Consider the following 15,331-nt stretch of genomic DNA (forward strand, 5'->3'; position numbering starts at 1 on the left):
TGCGCACACGACCGCGTGCGTCCCGTTTCAAAATCGTGATTTGGTTGTCCATAACGTGGGACATCCCTGACTCCCCACGCGCCCCGTTCCAACCGCGTTCCTATGGGCGTTACGGTGACGCTTACATTTCATCAGGTCTTTGAACTTGTCGCGCGCTTCCGAGGAGAGGGAGGCATACATCTCACGCCCTTGCTCGCCGAGAAATGTGGAGGGGCGGAGTTTTTCGCCATCCTTCTTCGAGCTGGAGCCGGCTAGACGTGCTTTGGAGTCGCCATTGCCACCGGAGGAAAGTTCCTGGCCATGATAGTGCATGGTGATGGTTTCAGGTCCGACGCGCATCTCGATCTGCGAATTGCTCGGATCGGCACCGGCGCTGGCTGCCAGCAGTTGCCAGCCTTGCGCATTCAGTTCCTCGGAGACGATCACCCGTTCCTTGGTCTGCTTGTTCAGCACGGTGGCCACGGGATGCCCATTCACGTAGGCGATGCCAGTGAGCTGGAGCGACTCCTCCAAATTCACCGAGCGGGTGAAGGGCGAGTGCGTCAGCAAGTCGTCAGCGAATCGGGAGTCGAGGGGTTGAGGAAGATCAGGATCTACTGCCGGGGTATCACCGGCCTGAAGACAGGACGCAAACAGGAAGAGGGCGCTGACGCGGGCTAGAGACTTCATCGGGGGGACACCTGCAACGAACTCACCACGACGGTCTATCAGCGCATAGCAGACTGGCCATCATCCCACTCACTTCGCCAGCTCACGAAAGACGATCTGCGAAGGATTCCCCACCGGAGTGTACTGGTCGGTGAAGGCCAGTTTCCCCGTGCTTTTATCCACCCGGAAGATGGCGATGTGGTCCGCCCGCTGATTGCAGCAGTAGAGAAACACGCCGCTGGGGTCAAAGGTGAAACTGCGCGGATAATCGCCGTGCGTCCACTCCTCCGAGACATAGCTGAGCGTGCCGTCCTGGCCGATGGCAAAGATGCCGATGCTGTCGTGCAGACGATTCCCCGCATAGACAAACCTGCCATCCGCCGACACCGCGATCTCGGAGCAAAAGTTACTTCCAGCATAGCCAGGCGGCAGGCTGGAGATCGTCTGCCGTGATGTCAGTCGGCCGGTGTCCGAATCATAGTCGAAGAGCACCACGGTGGAGCCTTCCTCCTGAATGGAGTACAGCCAGCGCCCCTTCGGATGAAACGCAAAATGACGCGGGCCATCGCCCGGTGGCAAAGACACAAAGGGCGTGTCGGCAGGTGTGAGGGTGCCCTTTTCTACATCGAACTTCCACACCAGGATCTGATCCAGCCCGAGATCCACATGGATGACAAATTTCCCTGAAGGATCAGCCTCGATCATGTGCGCGTGCGTCTGGTCATGCCCACTGATGGCAAAGCTGCCGGGCGCGGCGTTTGTCGCCTTCGTCGGCCCGATCTTGCCCGCGTCCTTCTTCACATCCGTGGCCTCGCCGAGACTGCCATCGGCCTTGATGGGCAGCACCGCCACGGAGCCGCCGAAGTAATTCGCCACGAGCACGAACTTCCCCGAAGGATGCACGCTCAGATGCGCCGGCCCTTTGCCACCGGAGCTGACACTGCTCAGCAGCTTCAGTGAGCCATCTTTCTCCAACGCAAAGGCGCTGACCGATCCCGATTCCCCCTCCCCGAGCCGCTCCGTCTCATTGCCGGAATACAGGCGCGACTTGTCAGCATTGAAGGCTAGGCAGCTTGGACTCGTGCCCATTTCATAGACACCCGCAGGAGTCATGGCTCCTGAGGTGCGATCCACTTCGAAGAGGTGAATGCCGCGTCCATTTCCCGGCGGCAGATCCACCTGCGTGGCCTTCATGTTCTGCAACGGTGAGGTGTAAGTGCCCACATAAGCCATGAGCCTGTCCTCAGCATTCGCTGCCTGCGCCCTGAAGTAGGGAGTCACCATCGCCCCTGCGGCGAGAGCGGCGGATGTTTTCAAAAACGAACGACGGGGCGAAGTCAGAACTGGAGGTGGCTGCATGGTGAGGATGAGTGACTACGCCGCCAACTCTGAACATCAAACATCGAACATCGAGAACTGGAAACTGCCCCACTAGACCTTCCGTTGCAGCCGGAAACTCAGGGCCGCGAGGACGAAGGTTCCGGCGATCATGAGGGTGCTGAGGGCGTTGATCATCGGCAGGCTGCGGCTGGTTTTCATCATGCTGGCGACACGCAGGGGAAGCGTCGTTGTGCCGGGGCCGGAGACGAAGAAGGTGATGACGTAGTCGTCGATGCTGAGGGTGAAGGCCAGCAGAGCTCCGGCGAGGATGCCGGGCATGAGCAGCGGCAGCAGCACGCGGCGCGTGGCCTGCCAGCGACTGGCACCGAGATCGCGGGCGGCATCGAGCAGGGTGAAGTCAAAGTCCTGGAGGCGGGCGAGCACGACCATGCTGACATAGCTCAGGCAGAAAGTCGTGTGGGCGATCCACAACGTCAGCATCCCGGTCTCCACCCCGAGCGCGACAAAGAGGGCGAGGAGGGACATCCCCATCAAGATGTCCGGCAGGGCCAGCGGCAGCGTGATGAGCGTGTGATGCACGGTTTGCAGCCATGTGCGGCAGCGATGCAGCGCCAGTGCGGCCAGCGTGCCGAGGATCGTCGAGGCCAGGGTGGCAGCAGTAGCGATCTTCAATGTCACGAGGAGCGAATCCCAGACATCATCCGCAGCCCAGAGCCGGTCATACCACTTCAGCGTGAAGCCCTCCCAGGCACCGCCGAAGCGGGATTCATTGAAGGAATTCACCACCAGCACCACCAGCGGCGCGTGGAGGAAGACCAGCACCAGCAGGGTGAGGATGGCAGGAATGCGGGAGCGCTTCATGCCCTGCCCCTCCTTTCCCGCCAGCTCATCAGCAGCACCGGCACCAATACAAAGAGCAGCAGCGCCCCGGACAGCGCGCTCGCCAACGGCAGATGCCGGTCCGTGAAGGCGCGCTGGACGATCTTGTTTCCCAGCATCTCATCACTCGTGCCGCCAACAAACTGTGGGATCACATACTGCCCGAGTGTGCAAACAAACACAATCACCGCCGCCGAGAGCAGCCCCTGCCGCACACCGGGCACGAACACCCGACGGAAGGCCTGCCAGCCCGTGGCTCCGAGATCACGCGCGGCGTCGATGAGGTGGAAGTCGAACTTCTCCGCCGCCGCGTAGAGCGGGAGGATGGCAAAGGGGAGCTGCGTGTAGATCATCACCAGCAACACGGCACCGCTGTTGTTTAAGAGCAGGGTGTCCTCCGTGCCGAGATGCAGCCAGACGAGCAGATGCTTCACCGGGCCGTCTGGATGCAGCAGCGAGCGCCAGGCAAAGATGCGGATGATGAAGTTCGAGAGAAAGGGCAGCACCACCAGCATGAGCAGCGTATTCCGCCAACCCGGCGTGCAGCGTGCCATGTGCCAGGCCATCGGCAGCGCCAGCAGAAGACAGGCGAGCGTCGTCGCCAGACTCATGCCCAGCGTGCGCCAGACCACCGGCAGATATACCGGATCAGCCAGCAGCTTCACCGTCTCCAGCGTCCAGCCTTCCGCCACTCCCCCGCGCAGATCACTGGCGCGAAAGGCCAGCGTCAGGGTGATGACACAGGGCAGCGCAAAGAAGACCATCAGCCAGCCCAGCGATGGCAGGGTGGCGATGATTTCTTGTCGGCGTGGCGAACTCATGAGGCAGAACATGGGGAGATCAGTCCGGATCTCAAACTATCCATTGTCATTCAACGCGGGGAGCGACCAAGGGCGACCGCACACGACACTCCACCTCAGTCACCGTCTCTGCCAGCAGGGTGAGATTCCACGACTTCGCCTCTGCTGGAAGGTTAAGGCTGTAGGTCACCCCATCCCGCGAGACACCCACCGGACCGCCGACTATTGGGCGTCTCCCCAACCGTGGATGATTCATCTCCGAGCGCCCCTGATCATCTTTGGCCTCCACCAGGATGTATCGACGCTTCCCCGTGGTGTTGTTTACCCAGCCCGTGATCACGAAGCGTGGGCCATCACTTGCCCGAGTGAACTTCCCGAGCCGCAGCGTCACCCCTTGGCAGGTGACCTCGCGTTCGAAATCGGCGGGGGCCTCCGAGGGCAAAGGCAGGTCATAAAACTTAAACAACTCGGTTTCCGGCACGTCGAGGAAGCGATCCTTCCGACACAGACCAAAGCGCAGCACCCAGCAGGGGTCATCACTCCACGGTGCGGTGTCGGTGCTGCGTCGCATCCTTCCTAAAGACTCGCTGTAGCCGCTTGAGGTCTGCCGAAACACCTGCCCGGAACTGTCGCTGACCTCCATCGTGACCACCTGAAAACCTGGCACAGCCTTCCCGTCTCGCTCGATCACCAGCAAGGCGCGCAGTGCCCCGTAGTCATCACCAACGATGCGATCACGCTGAAGTTCCTGGAGCGTCAGCGTGGCCCCGCGAAAGGGCAGTGACACAGGCAAAGACTCTGCGGGTGTGGAGGCAGGAGCCTGCCAGAAGGGATTCGGAACGATCAGCTCGGCGGCAGGTTTGAGTCGGGTCGCCCTGTCTGGCTTGGGCTTCTGGCGATCACTGGGGTGGAAGACGATTCGAATCGTTTTCGAGCCGCGCGGGTAGGCGCTCCCCAGACGCAACCAGCCTGTCACAGGCGCAGCGCCGGTCTTTGCATCACTCCAGGTGTAATCCCGTACCCGCGTTTCCCAGCCTTGCTCATCCGCCACGCAGATGTCCCACAGGTGCTGGCTCAGATCTCCCTCTGTCCGAAACTGAAGCTCGAATTCATGACTGTCCGGCCAGGCGGGATAACCTGTTCGATGAACGGTGGGCACCGGGAGATAGGAGGTGACCACAGAAGGCAGCACACTCCTGAGCCGATGCAACCAAACGGGAGAATGCTCCTCCGCAGGCGGACCCGAGTGTCGAAAGTTATAAGGCCCCATCGGCACGCCACGGCTATGGCCGAAGTAGCTGATGCGGGTGCCGTCTGGCAAAACAATCTGCGGGTGCCGAACCTTCACCACCCAAAAGCCGCAGGCCACGGTCAAAGCCAGCAGCGCTAAGCCAAGCCCCAGCATCGTCCGCCGTTTCCAGGGATAGGCTGGCGATCGCGGCGGGCTGTCTAGGTTGAGCATGGTCGCAGCCTAGCAGTGACTCTTGTCTGCTCAACTGGCGACGACCTGACAGCATCTGTCACTGAGGACCGGTCAGATACTCCGTCACGCGATTGCCGCGAAAGGTCACCGTCGCCGCCTGGTAGGGAACATAAACCACGGAAGGGGCGAAGTTCATGTAGTAGGGGTCCCAGCCGCCGTAGTAGCCACAGCCGCGACCGCGATAGCCGCCCCAGGCACCTCCCCATCCACCCCAGCCGCCGCCCCAGCCTGGACCGTAGTTATTGGTGTACACGGGCTGCGATCCCATGAAGATCCACTTCTCGATGCTCGCGCCCTTTTGACTGCCTTTGGAAACAGCATCCGGGCGGCCATAGGCGAGGAAGACACCCTCCTTGGGCATGCCTTCACGGATCTGCCCCTGCTGCACGAGCAGTTGATCTTTAGTGGTGAGGGAGTTGTAGATCTGCGGATTGTTCGTGATGCGGCGCTCACGGGCGCTCACACAACTGATCACAGTGATCGCGAGCAAGGCGGAGGCGAGGAGACGGAGGGAAGTTTTCATGGTGGGGGCTGGTGGAGACTGATTCGACGGCGGCTTTGTTCAAGCTCTACAAACGTGTGGCGAAGTGGACCTGGCGTCCGATCTCTTCAAAACCGCAGGACGGGTAGAGATTCTGCCCGATGACGTTCGAGGCCATCGTCTCGATCTTCGCCACCTTCATCCCGCACTCGCGGAAGTAATCCAGCGCATGATGGATCAGCCGCCGCCCGAGTCCCAGGCCGCGCGCACTCTCCACCACGGCCAGGTTGGGGATGCGCCCCAGCGCATTGGGGACGTCGATCCGTGTCGTGATGTAGCCCAGGATCTCCCCATCCCGCTCGGCGACGAAGCAGCCCGCCGGGTTCACCGTGCAATCTTCGTCGATGTGGTCCGCCTTCCGTGCCCGCCAGTCGCGGCCATTCCAGACTCCGAGGCGATCCTCCATCATCTGATCCAGCGCCACACTGCCAAAGGAATCCACCGTGATCTGGCGCAGGGTGGGCAGATCTTCAGCTCGGAAATGGCGGATGGTAACGGGGGACTGGGTCGTCATGATGGATGCCACTAAACGAAGTCCACCCACTTTGTCACTCGTGGAGATTCATCTGGATCGCTCAATCCAGCCCCCGTCAGAGGGACGGAGAAAAGACATCTTCACCGAAGGGTTGCCGGGTGGTGGTTTCGCGGCACACTCGGAACCCGCTTTCCATGCCTGAAGATCTCTTTGCCTCCCCTGCCCTGCCCGCGATGCCGTCGGCCGGTGAGGTGGACCCGCGTGCGCCCCTGGCCGCGAGGATGCGTCCACGAAACCTGGCGGAATACACGGGCCAGAGGCACATCCTCGGCGAGGGTAAGCTGCTGAGCCGCGCGATCATGACGGATCGCTTTTCATCCCTCATCCTCTATGGACCTCCGGGTGTGGGAAAGACGACGCTGGCGACGATCATCGGCCATGAGACGAAGGCGCGCTTCGTGACGCTGAGCGGGGTGGAAAGCAGCGTGGGGGACATCCGCAAAGAGGCGGAGACGGCGGCGGCGCAGCGAAAGCTCAACGGCCAGGGGACGATCCTGTTCGTGGATGAGATCCATCGTTTTAACAAGGCGCAGCAAGACGTGCTGCTGCCGCATCTGGAGCGCGGGACGATCCGCTTCATCGGGGCGACGACGCACAATCCCTTCTTTTACGTCAACAGTCCGCTCGTCAGTCGTTCGCAGATCTTCACCCTGGAGCCGCTGACGCTGGAGGATCTGGAGGGGCTGATCGACCGCGCCTTGTCCGATAACGAACGCGGGCTCGGCAACTCCAAGGCAACGATCACTCCCGAGGCACGGCGGCATCTCGCCACCGTGAGCGATGGAGATGCGCGCAAATGCCTGAATGCACTGGATCTCGCCGTACTTTCCACCACGCCGGATGCAGAGGGCGCGATCCATATCGACCTCCATGCCGCCGAAGAGAGCGTGCAGCAAAAGACAGTGGTCTATGATGGCGATGGCGACGCGCACTACGACACTGCGAGTGCCTTCATCAAATCCATGCGTGCGAGTGATCCTGACGCGGCGATCTACTGGCTGGCTAAGATGCTCTACGCGGGGGAAGACATCCGCTTCATCTCACGGCGCATCGTCATCGCCGCGAGTGAAGACGTGGGTCTCGCGGACAGCAATGCCCTCCGTGTCGCCGTGGCGGCGCATCAGGCCGTGGAGTTCATCGGCATGCCCGAGGCGCAACTTATCCTCGCCCATGCGGTGCTGTATATGGCGACTGCCCCAAAGAGCAACAGCGCCACAAAAGCCATCGGCGCAGCGCTTTCCGATGTGAAAAATGGCCGCACGCTGCCAGTTCCGAAGCACCTGCGAGATGGGCACTACGCCGGAGCGAAGACTTTTGGAAATGGCGAAGGCTACCTGTATCCCCATGACTATGAGGGCGGCTTTGTCCCCCAGCGCTGCCTGGAAGGCGGGAGCCAGTATTACGAGCCAACAACGAACGGTCTGGAAGGACGCATCAAAGAGCGGATGGACCACTACCGCCGCCTTTGGGAAGAGGCGGCTAAAGTTGATTAACCTCTTTTTGAAGATTTTTTTCAAAAAGTTTCAACACTCAAGGGCGGTGAGGCATCGAACAGATCAACAGTGAAAATGGGAGTGATCCTACCAAGCTGGTTTTGAGAGTGATTGGTTGTTGTCAAACTACCCCTGCGGGAGCGCAGGTTGTGTTCGAGTTGATGCAAGCAAAAGAGGCCGAGCGGTCGGGAGCCGCTCGGCCTTACTCTTTTTAAAAAGGGCGCGAATTGCTTACCCCGTGGTCCTCAGGCCAGAAGCGAGGGCGTTCACGGAGATGAGCAGGTCGGGCATCATGGACTCGGCGGCTTCGGTTTGGCCGGATTGGAGGCGGGCACGCCAGTCGCGGAGCAGATTCACCTGCTGGGCATGGAGAACTTTCAGCGGCTCCTCACGGATCTCGAGGGTGTAGGCGAGACGCGGACGACGGGCGGCGAAGGTGCCATCAAAGATGTCCTCCAGCACATGGCGGGTGCGCTCAAACTCAGCGAGGATGATGCCCATGAAGCGCTCGCGGATCTCCGGCTCGGCGACGAGGCTGGCGTAGAGTTGCATGAGGTCGGCATTCACGCTGACGAGACTGCTCTCGATGTTCGTGAGCACGTAGCTGACGAAGGGGGAATCCTTCAGTTGAGACTTGAGGGCCGCAAAGCCAGCGCTGTCCGTGGCGCGCAGCTTTTCCAAAGCGGAGCCTGCGCCAAACCAGCCGGGGAGGTAGAAGCGAGACTGAGTCCAGGAGAAGACCCAGGGGATGGCGCGGAGGTCATCGAGCGAAGCCTGACCGGTGCGGCGGGAGGGGCGTGAGCCGATGCGGGCGTTTTCCAGCGCGTCGATGGGCGTGGCCTGACGGTAGAAGCGCATGAAGTCCGGCCTTTCCAGCAAAGCACGGTAGGCCGTGCGGCTGTCGGCGGCGAGTCGGTCCAGCACGGGCGCGAGGGACTGATCCGCCGGTGTGCCGTGGCGATGCCGCGCAGTGGCGGAGGCGGTGGAGGCCATGAGCAGCTCCGTGTGATAGACGGCAGCGCCGAGATGGGCGTATTTTTGCGCGATGGTCTCCCCCTGCTCGGTCATGCGCATGGTGCCGCCGAGACTGCCCTGCGGCAGGGCCTCCATGAACCAATGTGTGGGCCCTGCACCGCGTCCGACGGTGCCGCCTCGGCCATGGAAGAAGATGGGCTTCACGCCGTGCTTCGCGGTGGTGGCGCTGAGTGCTGCCTGCGCGCGATGCAGCGCCCACTGACTGGCGAGGATGCCGCAGTCTTTGTTCGAGTCCGAGTAGCCCACCATCATCTGGAAGGCCGCTTTCCCCGCGCGCAGACTGCGCTGCGTGACGGGATGCTGGAGGAATTCATCAACAATGCCGGGACCGGCTTCCAAGTCGGTCATCGTTTCAAATAGAGGCGTCACTGGCAGCGGGCAGCGCAGGCCCCCATCGCTCCATGTCATGAGCCCGGCCTCGCGAGCGAGCACATAGACGGTGAGCAAATCTTCCACGTTTCGAGTCATCGAGACGATGAGCGCTCCCAGTCCCGCCGTGCCGTGCTGCGCGATGTGAGCGGCTAAAACTCGGTGACAGGCGAGCACGGTATCCGCCTCCGGCCCGGCGGACATGCCAGCGGCCAGGAAGGGGCGCGGTGAGCTCAGCTCTTTCTCCAAAAGCACGCGCTTCTCCGCCAGTGTCCACTGACTCAGCGGCTTGTCGCCGAGCAGGCCGGCGGCTTTGAGGAGTTGCTCCAACGCCTTTTCATGGAAGGCGGAGTTTTGCCGAACATCGAGGATGGCCGAGTGAAAGCCGAAGGCCTCAAGACGGCGACGGAATGGCACGATGAACTCGACGACGAGTGCCGCGGCACCCACGCTCTCCAGCGCCTCGGCATAGGCGTTCATGTCGGCGAGCAGTGCCGCTGGTTTGTTGTAGGCACCTGGGCTGCCGGGCCTCTCGATCTCCGCCAGCAGGCGAGCGCGCATCAGGTAGGCGGCGGCACGCCAGGGCTCTTCTTTGTTGCGATCCAGGATGTAGGCCACGTCGGCATGGGCTTCACCTCCGAGCGCTGCCCCGAGACTGGTGATCAGCGTCTCCAGCACAGGCGGGGTCTTTTGGAAAAGAGAACTCAGCGGCGAATGACGAGCGATCTTCTCCAGCGCACGACGATGCACGCGGAGGGCATTCTTGCGCAGTTCACGAAGCGCCTTCTCGGTGACGTCAGAGGTCACGAAGGGGTGGCCATCGCGATCTCCACCGATCCAGGTGCCGAAGCGAATGAGCGGCGGCAGGGCATCGACACCGGCGGGATCGTAGCCAGCAGCGACCCAGGCCTCTCGAAGGTGGATGTGGGCACGGGAGAGCGCCTCGGGGAAGACTTCGCGCAGGTAATGGAGCGCGTTTTGCAGCTCGGCATCGATGGTGGGGCGGGTGACGTGGATCTCTCCCGTGCGCCAGAGATTTTCGAGCTGGACCTCGAGCTGGGACTGGATGCGGTGCTGCTCACGCGGCGTGAAGTCCTTGTTCTCGTGGCGGTTCATCAGCGCGTAGATCTCCAGATGCAGATCGCGCACGGACTCGCGCTTTGCCTCGGTCGGGTGGGCGGTGAGCACAGGCTCCACGCAGACATCACGCAGCACGTCTAGCAGTTCGGCCTCTGTGACGCCGAGCTTCTTCATGGCACGCAGATTTTCCGGCCACATGCCGGGCTCTGCCTCCGGGCCACGATCCTTTTCACGCAGTCGGCGGATCTGGGCGGCGGCGCGCTCCTCCACGATATTGAGGAGCTGAAAGGCGATGGACAGGGCCTGTCCGAGTGTGCGATTCGGCTCTGCACCGACTTCCTGGATGTGACCGAGCCAGGGTAACTTTTCCGCCAGCGCGCCCTCGCCGACGCGGTGCAGCACGGCAGCAAAAGCCGTCATGAGGAATTTGAGATCATCTTCGAGAAGGCGGAAGCCGCGCTCCCGCAGTGGGTTGGTGGAGGTCATTACACCACCTCATAAGCAGGAAGGATGCCGCTGCACCTGTTTGGCGTCATTTTTGCGGACTGAATGGGGCGAACTTTTCAACAATGAGCTTCCACTTCGCCCCATGAGCCTGCTAGAAATCAGGAACATGAATTCAGCCCCCCGACTGGCAATGCCCTGCATCGAATCGCTCGAACCCCGCCTGGCCCCAGCGGGAATCATCACCGTCAGCCAGAGCAACGGCACCCTGATTTTCACCGGCGATGGCTCGGACAACGCCATGGAGATCACCTCTCCGACGCTGAATGTCCTCTCCATCAAAGATCCGCACGCCGGTGAGGAAGGCGCGGTGCCCACCCTCTTCCGCATCGCCGGGCAGGCAGACTCCGCCACCTTGGTCCTGCCGACGTTTCAGTCCATCAAAGTGAACCTCGGCGGCGGCAATGATGAGTTTAACGCCAGCGCCCTTTTTATGAACGGCGCCGTCACAGTCCTCGGTGGGGATGGCAATGACGAGCTCTCTCTCTCCGGCACCTACAATGGCGCCATCCTGCTGGACGGAGGCAACGCGAACGACAAACTCGGCATCAGTGGTGTCATCAACAACACTGTCACCATGAAAGGTGGGACCGGGGATGACGAGGTCTTCTTTGGCAGTGGAAACTACGCCCGAGGCATCACTGCCGACCTCGGCGCGGGGAGCAATGACTTCACCCTGTACTCGGATGCCACGACCAACATCTTCGGCAACATCTCCGTTTCGGCATCAGGCGGTGCCACGAACACACAGAGCTACTTTATCGGGATCGAAACCGGAAGCATCACCGGCAGTGTCAGCTTCAAAACGGCGGCAGGATCTGCCGACCACTTCTTCGGTGGCGATGAAACCGACGTGCTGGCCATCTATGGCAACCTCACCGTCACGGGAGCCGCAGGCGCCGACGCCGTGCTTTTTGCTGGCAGAGTTTCCGTCGGCAATGCCGTGAACCTGAACCTCGGTGCTGGAGCCAACTTTGCCTCCAATGGCATCACGGGCGGTGAATCCCTCCTCTCCTTCATCGGTCTTGGCAGCCTGAACTACACTGGCACCACGGGCACCGACCAACTGTTCTTTGATACGGCTGAACTCATCGTCGCCGGCAACCTCAACTTCAACGGCGGTGCCGGAGTCAACTCCGTGGCTCTCATCAACTCAACCGGCACACTCATCGGCGGTGCCATGAACTACACCGGCGGCACTGGCAATGACCAGATGAACCTCGAAGGAGCCGAACTCACCCTCGGCGGCAGGCTCACCTTCAAGGGGGGCGGCGGCGAGGACAAAGCCTACGTCACGAACGTCTTCGCCTCCATCGGCTCCGTCCAATATATAGGCGGCAGTGGCCTGGACATCTTTTATCTCGGCGCTCCCGATGGCACCACGACCTCCGTCATGGCCATCCTCGGTGATGTGAACCTCAATGCCGGGACTGGTGCCGTGGAAATGGGCTTCAGCGATGCCCTCGTGCATGGCAAAGTCGTTTATGCCAGCAACGTCGCCCTCAACATCATCGTACCCCTGCGCGACATTTTCTTCGTCACCGACAGCTTCATCATCGGCACGCTTTCCGTCAACGCCACCGGCACTGCCAGCACCGAAGTCTATATCGACGACAGCGTGCTGGTGTCCGACGTCAGCATCGCCACCGGAGCGGGCAATGATCTCGTCGCCTTCGACATCACCAGCGTCGGCACAGAGTATAAAAACACCTTCTATAGCGGCGTCCTCGTCTCCCTCGGTGCTGGCGATGACGAATGGCAGGCCGGCTCAGCCACCGCCGCCGCCACCCTCGGCAATGATTTCCGCTACTATGTAAAAATCGACGGTGGCACCGGTAACAACACCGCCTTCTACAACTACGACAACAACGGCAGCAACGTCTTCGCCGCGCTCTTCCCTCCCATATTCCCGAACATGATCCTCGTCTGAGAGGCGGCGAGGCTCAGGCCACCGCATCCGCGATGAAGCTCTCCACATCTGCCGGGGTCGTGGCCCAGGAGCACATCAGGCGTGAACCGCCGCCGATGAAGCTGTAAAACTGCCAGCCGCGCGCTTTCAGCTTAGCCTTCATCGCGTCTGGGAGTCGGGCAAACACCGCATTCGCATCCACCGGATAGAGGATCTGCACCCCGGCGATCCCGCCCAGCCCGTCCGCCAACTTGCGTGCCAGTCCGTTTGCCCTGGCGGCGTGTGTCTGCCACACCTGGTCCGTCAGGATGCGCTGCCACTGCGCGGAGATGAAGCGCATCTTTGAGCAGAGCTGACCCGCCTGTTTGCAGCGATACTCAAAGTCCCGCGCCAGCACCTTGTCGAAAAACACCACGGCCTCCGTCACTGCCATGCCCAGCTTTGTGCCACCACAGCACAGCACATCGACTCCCGCACGCCACGTCAGGTCCGCAGGCGATGCCGTGCCGCCTGCCAGCGCATTGAAAAAGCGCGCTCCATCCATGTGAACACGCAGATCATGCTTCTTGGCCAGTTCACACAGGCCCGCGATCTCCCCCGCACGATACACCGTGCCCAGCTCCGTGCTTTGACTCAGACTCAGCGCCCTCGGTCTCGGATAATGCAGATCTGTCCGGTGGGTGATCAACCGCTCGACATCGACCGGGTCCAGTTTTCCGAGTGAAGACTTCGCCGTCAGCAGTTTGCTGCCATTGGAAAAGAACTCCGGTGCTCCGCACTCGTCCGTCTCCACGTGTGACACGTCGCTGCAAATCACGCTGTGATAACTCTGGCACAGCGAAGCCAGGGAAAGCGAGTTCGCCGCCGTGCCATTGAAGACAAAGAAGATCTCGCAGTCCGTCTCGAAGAAATCGCGGAAGCGCTCACACGCCTGCGTCGTGATGGCGTCGGCACCGTAGCTCGGGTGATAGCCGGTGTTCGCTTCTTCCAGAGCCTGCCAGGCTTCTGGGCAGACACCTGAAGTATTGTCTGAGGCAAAGTGGTATTTGAGTTCGCTAGTCACGGGTAACGGTTTTCAAAGATTGAAGGGCCAGCCAGGCGCCCAGAGTCAGCAGTGCGAGGTCACGTACGATCAGTTCGACATAGTTCGACGTCGCCTCGCCGCTGCCACCGAAGCAGCCGCAGCGGATGTCCGTGCCACGCACCCAGGCAATGCCGATCGCGGCCAGAAACACCAGCAGACTGCCATTCAGCACCAGCAGCCCGCCCTTTCTCATCACACCGGTGATCACCGCCAGCCCGGCAAAGATCTCCAGCCAGGGCAGAAACATCGCCACGAGTGCCGCATACGGGTCAGGCAACAACGCAAAGCTCCGCACATCATCCAGAAACACCATCGGGTTCCACGCCTTCATCACCCCGGCATAAACAAAAACGCCGCCGAAGGCGAGATGGAGGATGCGGTTGAGCCAAATCATGTGGCGCGAATCATGGCGGGAACTTGTGCGATGACAATCAGGGAGATTCACCACCTGAAAGCAGGCAAACAAAACTCCGGCACACTTGATCCACCGATGCTAGAAATCGGCCTTTCAGAGTCAGCCACATCGATCATCCAGTCACGAAACATCCCATGAAAGCCTCTGAAATCTTCTCCCTCGCCATCCGCCTCGCCGGACTCTGGCTGCTCGCCACCGCTTTGCCCGGACTGCCCTCCGCCGTCTCCAAACTCATCACCTCCATCATTGAACTCAAGCTTGGTGTCGCCTTCTGGCTTCTGCTCAGTGTCGTCTGGACCTATGCCATCGCCGTCTGGCTGCTTGTTGGCGCTCCGTGGATTCAGCGCAAAGCTTATCCAACGGCATCATGAATTTCACCTGCCAGCATTCTGTTCTTGGATTTTGCGCAGCACTCCTGCGCAGCCGTCTTCCATGAGGTCGAGCACATGTTCGAAGCCCTCATCGCCGCCGTAGTAGGGGTCGGGCACTTCGCGATCACCGTGCCGGGTGCAGTACTCGCAGAAGAGCTGGATTTTGGCATCATGCTGCCGCTGCGGGTCCAAAGAACGGAGATCACGGCGGTTCTGGTCATCCATGACGAGGATGAGATCATACTCGGCCAGATCGGTTTTGGTCACCTGACGGGCCAGATGGGAGAGGTCATAACCTCGGGCGGCTGCGGCTTTCTTCATACGTGCGTCGGCAGGCTTCCCCGCATGCCAGCCTGCGGTGCCAGCGGAGTCGATATGGATGCGATCCTGCCAGCCCGCCTTTTTCACCACGTCATGCATGACGCCATCAGCGGCGGGTGAGCGGCAGATATTGCCAAGGCAGACGAACAGAAGCTTGAAAGGTGTCACGGGATGCTTGGAGAAGGGTGTGGAAGCGGAGGTAGCCCCTCCCCCAAAAAACTGCAATGACAAGACTGACAAGATGCCAACCCGGCATTGTCTGTGCTTGGATTTCAGCTATTGGATCAAGCCATATGTCCGCCCCTGCCCACCTTCCCCGACTCATCCGTGCGGCCCTCGCCACCCTGATGATTCTCTTTGGATCAAACTGCGTGAATACGGTGGGCACTTACAGTGGGCGCAGTCCCGGAGGTGGGTATTACATGGCCATGACTCCCGCGCGCTGGGAGTTTGCCCCGTTGGGTCTGGTGAAAATGGCGCGGACTAGATTCCCGCAGATCAAAATTCCTTCAGTGGGAGACGG

At 61.0% G+C, this 15,331-nt stretch carries 15 protein-coding genes; 4 read left to right on the plus strand and 11 right to left on the minus strand.

Annotation, left to right across the window (positions count from 1 at the left end; translation table 11 throughout):
- Nucleotides 1–27 precede the first annotated feature (27 nt).
- The 7 genes from AC6FTP_RS21015 to AC6FTP_RS21045 all read right to left on the minus strand — a co-directional run bounded on the left by AC6FTP_RS21015 (nucleotide 28) and on the right by AC6FTP_RS21045 (nucleotide 6,206).
- Nucleotides 28–669: a hypothetical protein gene (locus AC6FTP_RS21015; protein WP_497208870.1), complete on the minus strand. Its 642-nt coding sequence runs from the start codon at nucleotides 667–669 to the stop codon at nucleotides 28–30.
- Between the two features lie 69 nt (nucleotides 670–738).
- Complete coding sequence (locus AC6FTP_RS21020; protein WP_497208871.1) at nucleotides 739–2,007, minus strand: lactonase family protein; 1,269 nt, start codon at nucleotides 2,005–2,007, stop codon at nucleotides 739–741.
- A gap of 72 nt (nucleotides 2,008–2,079) precedes the next feature.
- Nucleotides 2,080–2,850 carry an ABC transporter permease gene (locus AC6FTP_RS21025; RefSeq protein WP_497208872.1) on the minus strand — a complete coding sequence of 257 codons (771 nt, stop codon included), beginning with the start codon at nucleotides 2,848–2,850 and terminating at the stop codon, nucleotides 2,080–2,082.
- The gene (locus AC6FTP_RS21030; RefSeq protein WP_497208873.1) at nucleotides 2,847–3,689 is read right to left on the minus strand and encodes an ABC transporter permease; all 843 of its coding nucleotides are present in this window, start codon (nucleotides 3,687–3,689) and stop codon (nucleotides 2,847–2,849) included. Before AC6FTP_RS21030 ends, AC6FTP_RS21025 begins: the two co-directional genes overlap by 4 nt.
- Nucleotides 3,690–3,735: 46 nt before the next feature.
- Nucleotides 3,736–5,130 carry a hypothetical protein gene (locus AC6FTP_RS21035; protein WP_497208874.1) on the minus strand — a complete coding sequence of 465 codons (1,395 nt, stop codon included), beginning with the start codon at nucleotides 5,128–5,130 and terminating at the stop codon, nucleotides 3,736–3,738.
- A gap of 58 nt (nucleotides 5,131–5,188) precedes the next feature.
- Nucleotides 5,189–5,674, minus strand: a complete 486-nt coding sequence (locus AC6FTP_RS21040; RefSeq protein WP_497208875.1) for a hypothetical protein — start codon at nucleotides 5,672–5,674, stop codon at nucleotides 5,189–5,191.
- Between the two features lie 46 nt (nucleotides 5,675–5,720).
- Nucleotides 5,721–6,206 carry a GNAT family N-acetyltransferase gene (locus AC6FTP_RS21045; protein ID WP_497208876.1) on the minus strand — a complete coding sequence of 162 codons (486 nt, stop codon included), beginning with the start codon at nucleotides 6,204–6,206 and terminating at the stop codon, nucleotides 5,721–5,723.
- A gap of 155 nt (nucleotides 6,207–6,361) precedes the next feature.
- Here AC6FTP_RS21045 and AC6FTP_RS21050 point away from each other — a divergent pair, with 155 nt between their 5' ends.
- On the plus strand, nucleotides 6,362–7,720 hold the full coding sequence (locus tag AC6FTP_RS21050) for a replication-associated recombination protein A (protein ID WP_497208877.1): 1,359 nt from the start codon (nucleotides 6,362–6,364) through the stop codon (nucleotides 7,718–7,720).
- 231 nt (nucleotides 7,721–7,951) lie between these two features.
- On the opposite strand, the gene AC6FTP_RS21055 is transcribed toward AC6FTP_RS21050, so the two are convergent.
- Nucleotides 7,952–10,690, minus strand: coding sequence for a phosphoenolpyruvate carboxylase (locus AC6FTP_RS21055; RefSeq protein ID WP_497208878.1), 2,739 nt, complete (start codon nucleotides 10,688–10,690; stop codon nucleotides 7,952–7,954).
- A 127-nt stretch (nucleotides 10,691–10,817) separates the two neighbouring features.
- Between AC6FTP_RS21055 and AC6FTP_RS21060 the strand changes: the two genes are divergently transcribed.
- Nucleotides 10,818–12,638, plus strand: coding sequence for a beta strand repeat-containing protein (locus AC6FTP_RS21060; RefSeq protein WP_497208879.1), 1,821 nt, complete (start codon nucleotides 10,818–10,820; stop codon nucleotides 12,636–12,638).
- A 13-nt stretch (nucleotides 12,639–12,651) separates the two neighbouring features.
- On the opposite strand, the gene AC6FTP_RS21065 is transcribed toward AC6FTP_RS21060, so the two are convergent.
- The gene (locus AC6FTP_RS21065) at nucleotides 12,652–13,680 is read right to left on the minus strand and encodes a threonine aldolase family protein (RefSeq protein ID WP_497208880.1); all 1,029 of its coding nucleotides are present in this window, start codon (nucleotides 13,678–13,680) and stop codon (nucleotides 12,652–12,654) included.
- A complete protein-coding gene (locus AC6FTP_RS21070; RefSeq protein WP_497208881.1) occupies nucleotides 13,673–14,095 on the minus strand; it encodes a MauE/DoxX family redox-associated membrane protein in 423 nt (140 codons plus the stop codon). The genes AC6FTP_RS21065 and AC6FTP_RS21070 overlap by 8 nt, the downstream gene beginning before the upstream one ends.
- A 155-nt stretch (nucleotides 14,096–14,250) precedes the next feature.
- Here AC6FTP_RS21070 and AC6FTP_RS21075 point away from each other — a divergent pair, with 155 nt between their 5' ends.
- A complete protein-coding gene (locus AC6FTP_RS21075) occupies nucleotides 14,251–14,487 on the plus strand; it encodes a hypothetical protein (RefSeq protein WP_497208882.1) in 237 nt (78 codons plus the stop codon).
- Between the two features lie 3 nt (nucleotides 14,488–14,490).
- On the opposite strand, the gene AC6FTP_RS21080 is transcribed toward AC6FTP_RS21075, so the two are convergent.
- On the minus strand, nucleotides 14,491–14,976 hold the full coding sequence (locus AC6FTP_RS21080; protein WP_497208883.1) for a low molecular weight protein-tyrosine-phosphatase: 486 nt from the start codon (nucleotides 14,974–14,976) through the stop codon (nucleotides 14,491–14,493).
- A 125-nt stretch (nucleotides 14,977–15,101) separates the two neighbouring features.
- On the opposite strand from AC6FTP_RS21080, the gene AC6FTP_RS21085 reads away from it, so the two are divergent.
- Nucleotides 15,102–15,331: hypothetical protein (locus AC6FTP_RS21085; RefSeq protein WP_497208884.1), on the plus strand; the 230-nt coding region annotated here is incomplete at its 3' end.

It is taken from the genome of Prosthecobacter sp., assembly GCF_044378005.1.
GTDB lineage: Bacteria > Verrucomicrobiota > Verrucomicrobiia > Verrucomicrobiales > Verrucomicrobiaceae > Prosthecobacter.

Excerpts from the sequence above, each read along its gene's own strand:
- AC6FTP_RS21030 (WP_497208873.1), bottom strand. The coding sequence starts at position 3,689 with ATGAGTTCGCCACGCCGACAAGAAATCATCGCCACCCTGCCATCGCTG.
- AC6FTP_RS21070 (WP_497208881.1), bottom strand. The coding sequence starts at position 14,095 with ATGATTTGGCTCAACCGCATCCTCCATCTCGCCTTCGGCGGCGTTTTT.
- AC6FTP_RS21015 (WP_497208870.1), bottom strand. The coding sequence starts at position 669 with ATGAAGTCTCTAGCCCGCGTCAGCGCCCTCTTCCTGTTTGCGTCCTGT.
- AC6FTP_RS21055 (WP_497208878.1), bottom strand. The coding sequence starts at position 10,690 with ATGACCTCCACCAACCCACTGCGGGAGCGCGGCTTCCGCCTTCTCGAA.
- AC6FTP_RS21075 (WP_497208882.1), top strand. The coding sequence starts at position 14,251 with ATGAAAGCCTCTGAAATCTTCTCCCTCGCCATCCGCCTCGCCGGACTC.
- AC6FTP_RS21060 (WP_497208879.1), top strand. The coding sequence starts at position 10,818 with ATGAATTCAGCCCCCCGACTGGCAATGCCCTGCATCGAATCGCTCGAA.
- AC6FTP_RS21050 (WP_497208877.1), top strand. The coding sequence starts at position 6,362 with ATGCCTGAAGATCTCTTTGCCTCCCCTGCCCTGCCCGCGATGCCGTCG.
- AC6FTP_RS21025 (WP_497208872.1), bottom strand. The coding sequence starts at position 2,850 with ATGAAGCGCTCCCGCATTCCTGCCATCCTCACCCTGCTGGTGCTGGTC.
- AC6FTP_RS21040 (WP_497208875.1), bottom strand. The coding sequence starts at position 5,674 with ATGAAAACTTCCCTCCGTCTCCTCGCCTCCGCCTTGCTCGCGATCACT.
- AC6FTP_RS21045 (WP_497208876.1), bottom strand. The coding sequence starts at position 6,206 with ATGACGACCCAGTCCCCCGTTACCATCCGCCATTTCCGAGCTGAAGAT.
- AC6FTP_RS21020 (WP_497208871.1), bottom strand. The coding sequence starts at position 2,007 with ATGCAGCCACCTCCAGTTCTGACTTCGCCCCGTCGTTCGTTTTTGAAA.
- AC6FTP_RS21035 (WP_497208874.1), bottom strand. The coding sequence starts at position 5,130 with ATGCTCAACCTAGACAGCCCGCCGCGATCGCCAGCCTATCCCTGGAAA.